This is a genomic window from Bradyrhizobium cenepequi (assembly GCF_020329485.1).
GTDB lineage: Bacteria > Pseudomonadota > Alphaproteobacteria > Rhizobiales > Xanthobacteraceae > Bradyrhizobium > Bradyrhizobium cenepequi.
This window is the reverse complement of the sequence record NZ_JAGKJI010000001.1, coordinates 136787-149086: the sequence shown is the minus strand read 5'-3', so window position 1 is coordinate 149086 and position 12300 is coordinate 136787. Positions and strand designations below refer to the sequence as shown.

The following is a 12300-nucleotide window of genomic DNA, read 5'->3' as shown; positions in this document are numbered from 1 at the left end:
GATATGGATCCAGGGCTCCTCCTTCTGCCGGAGTTGCACCGGCTGATCGTCGATCTCATTGGCATCCTGCCGGACCTGGCGCTGGCAACGACGCGCGCCGTCGGCATCGTTATCATCCTGCCGGTGTTCAGCCGGATCAGTTTCGGCGGCCTGCTCCGTGCCGCGCTGACGCTAGCGCTCGCGGTCCCGATCGTCGGCTACGCCACTGACAGCCTCGCAGATCTGCAGCGCCCGATGCGGACCATCCAGCTCTGCCTGATCGCGCTGAAGGAACTCTTTGTCGGAGTAACGATCGGCTTCATGATGAGCATCCCGTTCTGGGCGATCCAGATCGTTGGCGAGATCATCGACGTGCAGCGCGGCGTTTCCAGCGAGGTGGCGCCTGTGGATCCGTCGAGCCGCTCGCCGGCGTCCGCGATGGGGCTTTTCCTCAGCCTTTGCGGGATCGCCTTGTTCGTCGCCGCAGACGGCCTGCAAACCGTCGTGGACATGCTCTATCGCAGCTACGCAATCTGGCCATTGCGCAATTTCATGCCGCAGATCGACACCAACAGCGCGCTTGCGTCATTGGCCTTGCTCGATCGCCTGATGCGATTCGGCATGTTGGTCGGAGGGCCCGCGATCATCTTTCTGCTCCTGATCGATATCTGCGTCCTCTTGGTCGGGCGCTTTGCACCGCAGTTCAAGCCGTTCGATCTTGCACCGACGATCAAGAATGTCGGCTTCGCCATATTCATCGCGATCTACGCGACCTTCTTGTTCGACTATATGCGGGCAGAGGTCGCAACGGTCCCGAGCGTCATCCAATTGTTCGAGGGCTTCGTGAAATGAGCGGCGAAACCAGCGAGGAGAAGACCCTTCCGCCTTCCTCCAAGAAGCTCGAGGATGCGCGCAAGAAGGGGCAGATCGCGCACAGCTCCGATCTGGTCAGCGCGGCCGGCGGCGTCGCCGCCATCCTCTATCTCTGGATCTGGTCGGAAACAATTGTCGAGGACTGGCGCCAGGCGCTGACCTTCGCCAGCCAGATCGAGACCGGCGATTTCTATACCGGCCTGCGCCAACTTGTATCCGTGCTGCTGATGGCAAGCTTCCGCACGATCGCCCCGCTGCTCGGCCTCGTGCTGGGGGCGAGCCTGGTGGCCAATGTGGCAGTCAATCGTGGCGTGCTGTTTTCGCTCGAGCCGATCAAGCCGAAGCTGCAAAACATCGACCCGTTCAGCGGCCTTGCGCGAATGTTCGGATTGAGGGGCTGGATCGAGCTTGCCAAGACCCTGGTCAAGACGTCCGCGCTGACCGCTGTGTTCCTGCTGGTCATGCTCGGCACCTGGAAGACGCTGGTGTTATTGCCGGCTTGCGGCATGGGCTGCTTCGCCTTCGTGGTGGGGTTGGAGACAAAGCTCGTGCTCGCGATCGCCGGAGGCTGCTTCCTTGCCGCGGCGATCGCCGATCTGTTCATCCAGCGTTGGCTGTTCCTGCGCGAAATGCGCATGACGCCGTCGGAGGCAAAGCGGGAGATGCAGGAGCTGGAGGGTAATCCACACATCCGCAGCGCCCATCAACGCCTGCGCCGCGAAAGCGCCAGCGAGCCGCGGCTTGGCGTGAGGCAGGCGACACTCATCATTCGCGGCCGAAGCGCGGTGGTCGGCCTGCGCTACATCGCCGGCGAGGCCGGCGTGCCGGTCGTCGTCTGTCGCGGATCCGGTGCAGCGGCTGACCGCATCCTTGCCGAGGCAAGGGATTTTGCCAAACCCATTGTCGAGGATGGTGAGCTTGCCAGGCTGTTGATGCGTCGCGCCAGGCTTGGCGCCGCCATTCCTTCCCGGCTCTTCAATCGCGTCGCCAAGGTGATCTTTGCCGCGGGCCTGGCGGGCTAAATCTATTGAGGAGCGCCCCCGAGCACGGAGCGCGTGAGCGCCGGTCCGCCGCTCGGCGGTGGCGTACGTCCCGCGGTCCCCTGGGTATTGAAGCCGCGGTAGCGTTCGATCGGCACGGCAGCGCGCTCGCCATCGGTTGCGGCGACGGCGGGATTGCCGAGCAGATCGTGGCCATCATTGACCATCAGCGCCAGATTGGCGCGGTTCGAACAGCCGAGCGTCTGATCGAAATCATTGTTATTGCCGGACGGTCCGACGATGGACAGCGAGGGGCAGACCGGAGGGAGCGCAGCGGCGTGGTCAGCCAGCACCCGCACGGCGTATCGCCCGCGGTCATCGGCTGGCTCGGCAACTTCGACGATGTTCCAGGGCTGCACTCCGATTGAGGTGGCGGAGACCGCCACCGAGCGGCGCAAATATGGATTGAGGCCGATCACTTTCAGATGCAAGGCGTCGATCCGGCCGTTGCCGGCAAGGCGGAGGAAGTCGACGAGGCGGTTGCGTTCGGAGGAAGCGAGTCTGCCGGCGGACCCGCCTTGCAGGACCAGCACATTCACCTCTGGCTGCACCATGATCGCCTGCGCGGTCGGCTCGACGAAGATCGGTGCCGAGTAGCAGCCGGACAATGCGAGACCCGCAATCACGAGCGGAGCAAGGCGACGAGACAGAACGATCATGATGAACAGCCCCATTATTCGATCAGGAAACCAGCTTCGCCGGTTATACCCGGCACGCTGGTCGCGGGCGCGACGCGTCCCCTGGGTGGCTTCGTCAGCGTGTTGAACAGGATTCGTCCCGCGTCGGTGGGCGGGCCGACCCGATCGGTCGGCGCCTGCATCGCGCTCGCTGCCGGGGATGGTCGCACCAGATAGGGCGTGACGATGATGACAAGCTCCGTCTCTTCCTTCTGGAATTGGCTCGATCGGAACAGCGCGCCGATGATCGGCACATCGCCAAGCCAGGGAAAGGTCTGGATGTTGGTGTTGAAGTTACGCCGGATCAAGCCGCCGATGGCGAAGCTCTGGCCACTCGCGAGTTCGACCACCGTCTCGGCGCGGCGCGTCGACAATGCGGGGACCGAAAAATTGTTGATGACGATGGCGCCCTGCGAGGACAGCTCGCTGACCTCCGGCTTGACGCGGATGTTGATCAAATTGCCTGACAGCACCGTCGGGACGAATTCCAGGCTTGCGCCGAATTTGCGGAATTCGACCGAGATCTGGTTGAGCCCCTGGGAGACGGGAATCGGAAACTCACCTCCTGCCAGAAAACTGGCAGGCTCGCCGGAGACAGTGGTCAGGTTTGGTTCGGCGAGGATGGTAACCAGCTTCTCCTGGGCAAGCGCATCGAGCACCGCGCCGATTCCGACATCGTTGGTCACATAGCCGACGCCGAATTGCCCGCCTCCCGACGGCGGGCTCGGGTTCACGAGACCGAAGGTGAAGTTGCCGGCCCTGACAAAGGCGTTGAGATTGATGCCAAGCGCCTTCATCGCACTGCGCGAGACTTCCGCCACGCGCACATTGAGATTGACCTGCGTCGCGCCGGCCACCTTGAGGCGGTTACTGACGATCGCGCCGTTGCCGAGAAACTGCAACGCGACCGCCTTGGCGCTCTCCGCCACCGCCGCATTCGGCACCAGCCCGCTCAGCACGGCGCCGTTTGGCGTATAGCTGACGGAAATCGGATAGTCGCCGACCTCGCTGCGCAGCAGAGCGCGCAAATCCTCGATCGGTTGGGTCACCACCACCTGGAATTCGGCGAGCGCCTCGCCGCGGGCATCCAGCGCAAACAGGCTGGTCCTGCCCGCCCTCTTGCCGAACACGAAGATGGTTTCGTTCGAAGGCGTCTGGATATCGGCAATCGTCGGATCGGCGACGAACATGTTGGTGGCCGGACCCGGCAGATGGATGGTCTCCCCGCGCGAGATGGTGATGTCCAGTCGTCCCGACATTTTGGCCGGCGCATTGCGTGGCGCAGTTGCCGGCGCACGCGGACGCGCCGCGACAACTGCACCGGCCTGTTGCCCCGGCAGCCCCCGCCCGCTCTGAACTGTTTGCGCATCGAGCGACCCCATCGATGCAAGTACCACGAAAATACTGAGAATGGCCGCAGCAGTTTGACGCGCTCCACTCGCGATCAAAGGTTCTTTCTCCTCCCGCCGATCGCCCGGCGGCGATCGGCCATCCCCAACCGACGATCCGGGTCCGCCTAGCCGGCTCCGGTATCGAGCAGACGTCGCGACGTCTCGCGGCCGTTCGACGAGCCCTTTGCCATCTGCCGGGCAACCAGCCCGCCGCTCGCAGCACTCCCGCCCGCCTCGCGAAGCATCGGCTCCAAGAGGTAGCCGACGCCGCGGACAGTGCGGACACGGACATTCGCACTCGCCTCCGACAGATGCGCACGCAAACGGTAGACACCCACTTCGATAGCATTGGAGGAGACTTCGTCATTGAAGCTGTAGAGGCTCTCCTCAAGCGCGCTTCGCGTGACCACGCGTTCGAACCGCCTGATCAACACCTCCAGCAGGCAGAGGTCACGGCGCGGAATGCGGATCTCGCATCCGTCGACCCACACCTGTCGGCTCACGGTGTCGAACTCGAGATTGCCGGCGCGAAGATTGGCATCCTGTATCGAGGGCGGCCTCCGCAGAATCGCGCGGATCCGCGCGATCAGTTCCTCGACACTGAACGGCTTTGCGACATAATCATCCGCTCCCGCATTCAAACCTTCGATACGATCATTCACGCCCGCCACTGCCGTCATGATGATCGCAGGGCATGAAAAGCCGGAGCGGCGGCGCGCTCTCAACCAACTTAATCCATCTCCATCCGGAAGCTTGCGGTCGAGCAGCACAATGTCATAGGGCGCGCAGCCCGTCGCGGCGGCCGCCTCTTCGAGCGATCCTGCAACATCCACTACAAATCCATCATTGATCAGGGCCTCCTCCATCATTGAGGCAAGTACTTTCATATCTTCAATGAGCAAAATTCGCATAGGGCTCCATCCTCGTAATGGCGCCTGCCTTCCTGTTGGTTATCCGTTGTATCGACGAACGTTAGGGACGGTTAAGAAAGAAATCACGCGAAAGTTTTCTTACAGCGAGAATTCTCGAGCGGACGCTTTCCTTACATATTCCTTGCTTCTGTCACACGTCATTCATGGCGATCGCGATCATCGTTCAGAGCCACTGTTCGATCGTCTCGCTATATCCGCAGCACATCAACGTCAAAAACCTATGTTTTGCATGATCTATTTTCATGAACGCACCGCGCGACGCTACGAAGTCGAGACAAGATTCGATTCTCGCGCAGCGCTCGCCCGCTTGCGTGTTCCGCTTGCGGCGTTCGCGCAACATCAGCTTCGGCAGCAAAGCAGGCATGCACGCGGGTCGGTTCATTCGCGGAATGTTCGCGATCATGGAACTGACTTCCATACGCCGCGCGCTTCATGACACGCGCATTCGATCCGAACTGCAATCAAGGATGCCATCGAATGATCTCATCTCGCTTACAACTGGCCGCCCTTATGCTCGTCAGCGCGCACGTCACATCGTTCGAGGCCACTGCAGCGGAACCATGGTCGGATGCGGACTCGGGATTGCGCATCAAGCCACCGCCGGGCTACGCGGTGCAGCCGATGAGTCTGGCCGCACCGTTCACGGTGCGTGTCGCGGTCAAGCAGTCCGGTGACCGCGACACCGGCTGCCAGGTGGCATTCGAGCCGCTGCCGCAGAATGCGCGTCTCAGCCAAGCAGAGATCAATCGAATCGCGAGCGAGCCGAATTGGCGCGAGCGCGCGCGCTGGTCGATCGCCACCTTTTCCGACGTCAGTGAAGAGCAGCCTTATCTGCAGTCCGGCATCGTCGGCGTATCGCTGATTGCGGAGATGAAGCCGACATTCGCCGCTCCGGATCGGGCCAAGGCTTTGCGCAATTTCATGGCCATTCTGGAGACTCCAAAGGGCCGTACGACCGTCGTCTGCACCGCCGAGAAAGAGCAGTTCGAAAGCCGGCGCGCCGCATTCCTCGACGTCGTGCATGGGGTGGAGCCGCCGACGCTCTAAGCTGCATCGTCAGGTTACAATCAGCTTGCACTTCTAGCCTGTGCCCGAAGGTGCGGACCATTCGGGCTGGGCAGGATAACGCGCCTCGGACCTAGCGTCCGTATGGTGTGCCGCGCCGACCATGAAGAGAGGAACAATCATGGCCGTTGCCGCCGTCGCAGATGCCGCGCCCCGCAAGAACCGCATTCAACCGACCGATGCGCCGGTCGCGAAGCCGAAAACGCCCGAGAAGAAGGATTTCGATGCGTCGCTGGCGGCGGCCAAGACCGAACACGACAAGCAACCGAACCCTGCCGCGCCGACATCGGACCCGAAAGCAACCGACAACGTTCCTCGTACAACCGTCGACCACAAAGTCGAGCAGGACGAATCGCTGGCGAGGATCGCGAAGGACTACAGGACATCCTACGGAGACGTTCTCAACGCCAACAAGGACCTCAAGAACCCGAACCTCATCCATCCCGGCGAGCACGTGACGGTGCCGAATGCCGATCAGCGCGTCGTCACCGCGAAGCACCAGGTCGGTGCCGCCCACCGGGCCGAAGATTCCGTCGCATCGCTGGAGCGCCTCGCCCATGATCCGAAGGGCACCGACCAGTCACGCTCGGTAGCGGCTTCGCAGCTCTCCGGCGCGCGTGCCGAGGTGGACCGCCGCTGGAACGACGTACAAAAAACCATCGAGGGCGATCTTCGCAATGCGGGGAAGACCTCGTTCTTCCCCGACGACGGTGCCAATCAAGCACTTGGCGAAATACGCAGCCGCCTGCCGAAGGATAAGGCCTATCAGGGCGCCGTTGACCGTGCACGGGCCACCGTCAACGCTGAATGGGACAAGGACGGTGTCGGCCTGTCCCACTTCCAGGGCCTGGTGGACAAGGCCAACAAGGCGACCGACTCGGAAGCCGATGCGGCCTGGAAGGATGTGCGCGGCGCGATCGAGAATCGTCTGCGCGACCTCGGCAACGGTCAGGCCTACCCTGAGGAACGCGTGAAGCCGCAGCTCGACGAGATCAAGCAGCACTTCGCCAAGGATCCGAAGGTCGCCTCGGAAGTGGATGGCGCCTACAAGACGGTGACCAGCGAATGGCACGATCAGGGATGGACCCGCGACACGCTTGGCGTCGCCGTCAGCAAATACGACGATGTCCGCAAGGCCCAATCTGCCGTTGACGAGGCAAAGAAGACCGGCGCCGCCAACCTTCCGCAGCTGCAGCAGAACCTGACCAACGCGCAGAACGGTGTGCGGCAGGAGATCGAACGTCAGCTCGACGATGTCGCCGGCAAGGTTCCGAAGGAAAAGCGCGAGCTCGCGATCGCGGCGCGCGCGGCGTTGATTCAGAACAACGGCCCTCAGGAAGCGGGCTTCTCCTCGCTCGTTGATCAGGCGGCCTACAACAAGACCGTGAAGCCGGGCGTCGATGCCGTTCGAGCCGCCTACCAGAAGGGTGGTGCGAAGGCGGCGGCGGACGCGCTGAATGCGCAGACGGCCACCGTCTCGCCGGAGACGGCCAAGCAGATCGTAGCGGCCAGCATGCCGACCATCGACGCGATTGCGTCGGACCTCGACAAGAGCATGCGCAACGGCGACGGGCCGATCTCGTACAAGGACTACAACGCGGTCTACGGCAATCTCGCGGCGGCCACCGACATGGCGGCCCGGGCAACCGACGGCCAAAAGGTGGTCGATGATGTCGCGGCTGCGATGATCAAGCACCTGCCGAGCGAGAAATTCCAGCCGCATGTCAAGGACAGCCCCTCCTATCCGCTGCAGCCCTACCAGCAGGCGGTGATGCAGAGCGTGCTCGACGGAAAGGGCGCTTCCCTTCAGCTCGCCACCGCAACCCAGCTCAAGGCGTCGGGCCGGACATCGGAAGCGGATAGCCTGGTCAGCGCCATCTCAGTCGGAACCCAAGGCTTGCAAGGCCGCGTGGAGAGCGACGTCAAGACGTTCAGCGAGGCATCCGGCGACATCACGCGCCTGCGGGCCGACTGGTCCGGCATCATGTCGAAGGAAAAGCTCGATGCCGCGACCATCGACTATCTCAACCGCAATCCGGATATCCTGCCGAAATTCGATCAGAGCTACAACGCGCTCGATGGCGACGGCTACGCCATCGTCCGCACCAATCTCGCGATCAATGCAGCGCTGCCGCAACTTCAGGGGCTGAGCCAGACCGACCAACTCGGCAAGGCCAAGAAGGAGCTGGGCGAAAGCAAGGAAGCGCAATTCGCCGCCGGCATCAGCGACAAAGCGAGCGACGAGGTGCTGCGGCAGGTGCTGGCCAATGAGGTTGCGAGCGGCCCCAGGGCCAATCCGAACTCCTCGATTGGCGGTTCGCGCAACTTCGTCAAGGAGCTCGGCAACGCCGCGATGCAGAGCCAGCCTTCGGCGCTCGGCGCGCTGGGCGCCGGTAACGCCGGATCGCCGCGTCAGGTCGTCGATCTCTTCACCCGTCAGACGGTCACGATCGATCCGAAGAAGGTATCGCTGTTCGGCGGCAGCATGAACGGCCTTGGCGCGGCCTTCAGCGGCTACCAGACCTACTTGTCCTACGAGAAGCTCGCCAACGGCGGCACCACGATGTTGGACAAGACCAAAGCGGTCTACTACGCCGTCGGTACGCTGAAGGAGACGGCCGAGGGACTGTCCGTGATGGCGCAGCGCGGCTGGCTCGGACTGGACCGCATTCCCAACGCGCAGCAATTGTCCGGCACGCTGCTCGAAAAGGCCAACCGCACCGGCCTGTCGACCGAGCCGGGCTGGGTCAAGTTCAGCACCTACTTCAAGATCGGCGGCGGCCTGATCGACGCGGCCTATGCGGTGGATGCGGCCTCCAAAGGCGACGTGCCGGCGGCGCTGCTCTACGGCACCAGCGCAGGCGGCGGCTTTCTGGCGGCAGCCGGATCGGTTGCGGCAAGCGAGAGCTGGCTCGCCACGTTCGGCGGCCCGGTCGGCGCGGGCGTGGTACTGGCTTCCGCCGTCGGCCTCTATCTCTACAACGACGCCAAGGACAAGGCTCGCTTCGAGGAGCCGAGCCGCGAATTCCTCGAAGCGGCCGGCTACAAGCCGGAGATCGCAGAGCAGCTCGCCGACTATGACGACAATGACGGCAACAGCTCCGGTCCCACGCTCGCCGCCGCGGCCCGCCAGTTCGGCATCAGTGGCGACGAGCTGATGCAGCGCCTCAACAGGCAGGATCCGGACAAAATCCACGACCTCATCAAGGAGGTCTGGACCGTCGAGCCCGACAAGAACGGCAACTATCCTCTCACCGCGTCCAACGATCGCAACGTCTGGGCGCCGGGCGGCAAGGATCCGCAATATGGCGGGCACTATCTCTACGATCCGCAGGATACGCGCTACCGCGGCGGCTATGGCGTCAATAGCGGCGGCGTCTATCGGAACGAGGATCCGAACGCCCACAGCCTGACCGCCCTGCGCGACTATGCACGCGCGCTGTTCGAGCAGCCCGTGCTCGGATAGCGCCTCGGCGACGTCAGCGGCTTGTCTGCCAAGCCCTGATCTGATCCGGAAGGACAGATCAGGGCTTTTCTTCAGCCGCGCAGCCATGCGGATTGATCGATCGATGCTCACCTCGTCCGGTCAGCGCGACAGCCTCACGCCGCGGACCACTGCGTCGAATTCGGCGCGCCTGGTGGCGAAGTCAGCAGTCGCGGCACGGCAGGTCACGTTGGTGTAGCCGTTACCCAGTTTCAGCACGACGATGCGCATCCGTGTCGTTCGATTGATCTCGGATCCCGCTCCGTCCCGGTGCGGCCATGCTTCGACATCCAACCCTTCAATCCCGTCCCGCGAATAGGGCCGGCTCGACTGCACCGCGACCTCAGACATGATCTGCAGCAGCGCCTGGTCGCGCCAGGAGGTCTTTGCCTGCTGCGACCGCGCTGAGAGCGCGCGTCCCAGCGCTGCACTCGTTTCATCGATCGAGGGCAGGAACTGCGCCTCGACCGTGCAGCCGGTCGATGGCGGATCGAGCGGCTTTCTGAGCGCGAAGCGTACGCCTTCATGGATCACGACCGGCGGCGTCTCGCGCTGCACGACATAGCCATCCGGCGGCGTCACGGTGAGTCCGGTCGCCTCGTCCCGGACTGTCTCGGCGCTGTGCGCAGGGACTGCGGCGAGCATCAAGACGGTCGTCGCCAGCACGCGCATCGGCATTGGCTTCATCACTTGCCGCCTTCCCGACAGCGCAAGAAAGCGGGCGCATGGCGCCCGCTTTCGAGGTTCCGAGTTCGGACTCGACTCAGGCCGCAGCCTGCTCGGCGGCGTTGATCGTCGCCTGAGTGACGACCTGGCCGGAGCGATTGACCCAATCCTGGCCCCGTTCATAGATCGTCTGCGCACCGTCCTGCGCCAGCTGGTCGAGCGTCACGCCGGCGTTGGATTGCGTCACCCTCAAATTATTGGCGCCATCCTTGCTATCGCCGAGGCCTTCGACGGTGATGGCGTTGCTGCCGTTGGTGATCGTCAGCTTCGACGACATGGTCTGGCCGTTACCATAGGGAACCGTGCTGACGGAGATCTTGGTGCCGTCCTCGAGCTGGAAGGTCATGTCCTTCTTGAAGTCGAAGTCATTCTTGCCGTCATTGTCGTCATCGACATGGGGATCGCCGCTGATCTTAGTGGTATGGCCGGTCTGGTTGTTGCGGACGGTCCAGCTCGCATCGTTCTCGTCGAGCGTGATCGTGTATTTGTCGCCGAGACGGAGCGTGGCCTTGCCGTTCTGCTGTTCGTGCGACCAGGCATCGGCCGTGACGGGCGCCGGCGGCAGGATGTAGGTCGGGATGTTGAACGAGGCGCCGGGATTCTGACTGGCACCGGGCGCGCCGCTGCTCTGTTGACCGGCCTCGCCGGCGTTGATCGACTCCTGGCTGACCTTTTGGCCTGACGCGTTGACCCAATCCTGGCCCCGCTCGTAGATGGTCTGCGCGCCATCCGCGGTCAGCTGATCGAGCGCCACGCCGGAGTTGGACTGTGTCACCTTCAGATTGTCAGCGCCATCCTTCTTGTCGCCGAGGCCTTCGACGGTGATGGCGTTGTTGCCGTTGGTGATCGTCAGCTTCGACGACATGGTCTCGCCGTTACCGTAGGGCACCGTGTTCACGGTGATCTTGGTGCCATCCTCGAGCTGGAACGTCATGTCCTTCTTGAAGTCGAAATCGTTCTTGCCGTCATTGTCGTCATCGACGTGAGGATCGCCGTGAACCTTGGTGACATGACCGGTCTCGTTGTTACGGACGGTCCAGCTCGCATCCTTCTCGTTGGCGGTGATCGTGTACTTGTCGCCGAGACGAATCGTGGCCTTGCCGTCACCGGTCTCATGCGTCCACACCGGATCCGCCGATGGCGCCGGGCTCTGGTTGACCGGAGCCGGGAGGATCGAGGGAGGATTGCTCCAGCTCGGCGGCGCGGGCGGATAGGATTGCGACAATCCCTGAAGCTGCGACATCAGGCTCGCGATGCCGTCGAGCGACTGACGCTGCACAGGCTCGGGCAACTGCGACTGGTCGACAAGATTGGCGAGCGAGGCGAAACCCTGCATCACCTCGGGCAACGCTGCACTCTGCGACGGATAAAGGCCCGCCGAAAGGTTCGCCGAAAGCACAGGGGCCTGGTTGGCCTGGTAAAGCTGCGCCGGAACCGGCGAGGATGAGCCGCTGCCCTGCCCGCTCGCTGCGGCAAAGCCCTGCGCATAGGCGTTGATCAGCGCGCATTTTTCCGCCGACGTCTGCGCCGCCTGCACCTCGCCGACAAAGGAACCGCCGCCGCCGATCTGTCCGAACAGCGTGTTGAAGAGAGCACCATCAACCGCGCCTTGCGGCGACAGGCCATTCAGCGACAAATTGAATCCGCCCACCAGGGAAAGAGACGTCATATTTATTCACTCCTGTTGTCTTGAAGACGGCGAGACCGGCGAGGCCAGCCCGCATGATCTACACGAGCCCTGGCATGCTGCTCGCGCGCCGAGGCCCTTCAAAACCAACTTGCTCACCGCAGAAAACCTATCGAGCGCAGCTTTCGAAAAGCTGACGGCGCGAGCTGTTCGTTGCGTGTTGTCACGGCGAGCGCGGATCCTTATCGCCGGTACCTACGCACTCCGTTGTTGTGTGGCACGTTCGCGTTCTGATTCAAATTTCAAACAGCAATTCCGTAGGATGGGTAGAGCGCAGCGAAACCCATCAGCTTCGGAGCAGGCGGTGCGAATGATGGGTTTCGCTGCGCTCTACCCATCCTACGTCTGATTTAGACGCCGGGTGTGAGCTCGCGTTCTCGCGGCGCTTTGCGTCCGAGCTTTGCATCTCGTTTCGCCCTCTCATTGAGTAGAGGGCGCAGGGAAAG

General features: G+C 62.9%; 10 protein-coding genes. 4 read left to right on the top strand and 6 right to left on the bottom strand.

What is annotated here, in order from left to right; genetic code table 11:
• Window positions 1-3: 3 nt before the first annotated feature.
• Both sctT and J6497_RS00735 read left to right on the top strand, forming a co-directional pair.
• Window positions 4-831, top strand: a complete 828-nt coding sequence (sctT, locus tag J6497_RS00740; RefSeq protein WP_225702310.1) for a type III secretion system export apparatus subunit SctT — start codon at window positions 4-6, stop codon at window positions 829-831.
• Window positions 828-1874, top strand: coding sequence for an EscU/YscU/HrcU family type III secretion system export apparatus switch protein (locus J6497_RS00735; RefSeq protein WP_225702309.1), 1047 nt, complete (start codon window positions 828-830; stop codon window positions 1872-1874). Before sctT ends, J6497_RS00735 begins: the two co-directional genes overlap by 4 nt.
• A 2-nt stretch (window positions 1875-1876) precedes the next feature.
• On the opposite strand, the gene J6497_RS00730 is transcribed toward J6497_RS00735, so the two are convergent.
• The 4 genes from J6497_RS00730 to J6497_RS00715 all read right to left on the bottom strand — a co-directional run bounded on the left by J6497_RS00730 (window position 1877) and on the right by J6497_RS00715 (window position 5295).
• Window positions 1877-2551, bottom strand: a complete 675-nt coding sequence (locus J6497_RS00730) for a CpaD family pilus assembly lipoprotein (RefSeq protein WP_225702308.1) — start codon at window positions 2549-2551, stop codon at window positions 1877-1879.
• Between the two features lie 14 nt (window positions 2552-2565).
• On the bottom strand, window positions 2566-3951 hold the full coding sequence (locus J6497_RS00725) for a type II and III secretion system protein family protein (RefSeq protein ID WP_225702778.1): 1386 nt from the start codon (window positions 3949-3951) through the stop codon (window positions 2566-2568).
• A 134-nt stretch (window positions 3952-4085) separates the two neighbouring features.
• A complete protein-coding gene (locus J6497_RS00720) occupies window positions 4086-4871 on the bottom strand; it encodes a response regulator (protein WP_225702307.1) in 786 nt (261 codons plus the stop codon).
• 184 nt (window positions 4872-5055) lie between these two features.
• Window positions 5056-5295 (bottom strand): hypothetical protein, encoded by a 240-nt coding sequence (locus J6497_RS00715; protein WP_225702306.1) that lies wholly within the window; start codon window positions 5293-5295, stop codon window positions 5056-5058.
• Window positions 5296-5369: 74 nt separating this feature from the next.
• Here J6497_RS00715 and J6497_RS00710 point away from each other — a divergent pair, with 74 nt between their 5' ends.
• Window positions 5370-5939 carry a hypothetical protein gene (locus J6497_RS00710; protein ID WP_225702305.1) on the top strand — a complete coding sequence of 190 codons (570 nt, stop codon included), beginning with the start codon at window positions 5370-5372 and terminating at the stop codon, window positions 5937-5939.
• A 139-nt stretch (window positions 5940-6078) separates the two neighbouring features.
• Window positions 6079-9423, top strand: a complete 3345-nt coding sequence (locus J6497_RS00705) for a LysM peptidoglycan-binding domain-containing protein (RefSeq protein ID WP_225702304.1) — start codon at window positions 6079-6081, stop codon at window positions 9421-9423.
• A 120-nt stretch (window positions 9424-9543) separates the two neighbouring features.
• On the opposite strand, the gene J6497_RS00700 is transcribed toward J6497_RS00705, so the two are convergent.
• Window positions 9544-10128 (bottom strand): hypothetical protein, encoded by a 585-nt coding sequence (locus tag J6497_RS00700; protein WP_225702303.1) that lies wholly within the window; start codon window positions 10126-10128, stop codon window positions 9544-9546.
• A 76-nt stretch (window positions 10129-10204) separates the two neighbouring features.
• Window positions 10205-11836, bottom strand: a complete 1632-nt coding sequence (locus tag J6497_RS00695) for a DUF1521 domain-containing protein (protein ID WP_225702302.1) — start codon at window positions 11834-11836, stop codon at window positions 10205-10207.
• Window positions 11837-12300: the final 464 nt, after the last annotated feature.

What these genes read in the sequence shown, in the direction of transcription:
- sctT (WP_225702310.1), top strand. Translation starts at nt 4, where the DNA reads ATGGATCCAGGGCTCCTCCTTCTGCCGGAGTTGCACCGGCTGATCGTC.
- J6497_RS00735 (WP_225702309.1), top strand. Translation starts at nt 828, where the DNA reads ATGAGCGGCGAAACCAGCGAGGAGAAGACCCTTCCGCCTTCCTCCAAG.
- J6497_RS00730 (WP_225702308.1), bottom strand. Translation starts at nt 2,551, where the DNA reads ATGATCGTTCTGTCTCGTCGCCTTGCTCCGCTCGTGATTGCGGGTCTC.
- J6497_RS00725 (WP_225702778.1), bottom strand. Translation starts at nt 3,951, where the DNA reads ATGGGGTCGCTCGATGCGCAAACAGTTCAGAGCGGGCGGGGGCTGCCG.
- J6497_RS00720 (WP_225702307.1), bottom strand. Translation starts at nt 4,871, where the DNA reads ATGCGAATTTTGCTCATTGAAGATATGAAAGTACTTGCCTCAATGATG.
- J6497_RS00715 (WP_225702306.1), bottom strand. Translation starts at nt 5,295, where the DNA reads ATGATCGCGAACATTCCGCGAATGAACCGACCCGCGTGCATGCCTGCT.
- J6497_RS00710 (WP_225702305.1), top strand. Translation starts at nt 5,370, where the DNA reads ATGATCTCATCTCGCTTACAACTGGCCGCCCTTATGCTCGTCAGCGCG.
- J6497_RS00705 (WP_225702304.1), top strand. Translation starts at nt 6,079, where the DNA reads ATGGCCGTTGCCGCCGTCGCAGATGCCGCGCCCCGCAAGAACCGCATT.
- J6497_RS00700 (WP_225702303.1), bottom strand. Translation starts at nt 10,128, where the DNA reads ATGAAGCCAATGCCGATGCGCGTGCTGGCGACGACCGTCTTGATGCTC.
- J6497_RS00695 (WP_225702302.1), bottom strand. Translation starts at nt 11,836, where the DNA reads ATGACGTCTCTTTCCCTGGTGGGCGGATTCAATTTGTCGCTGAATGGC.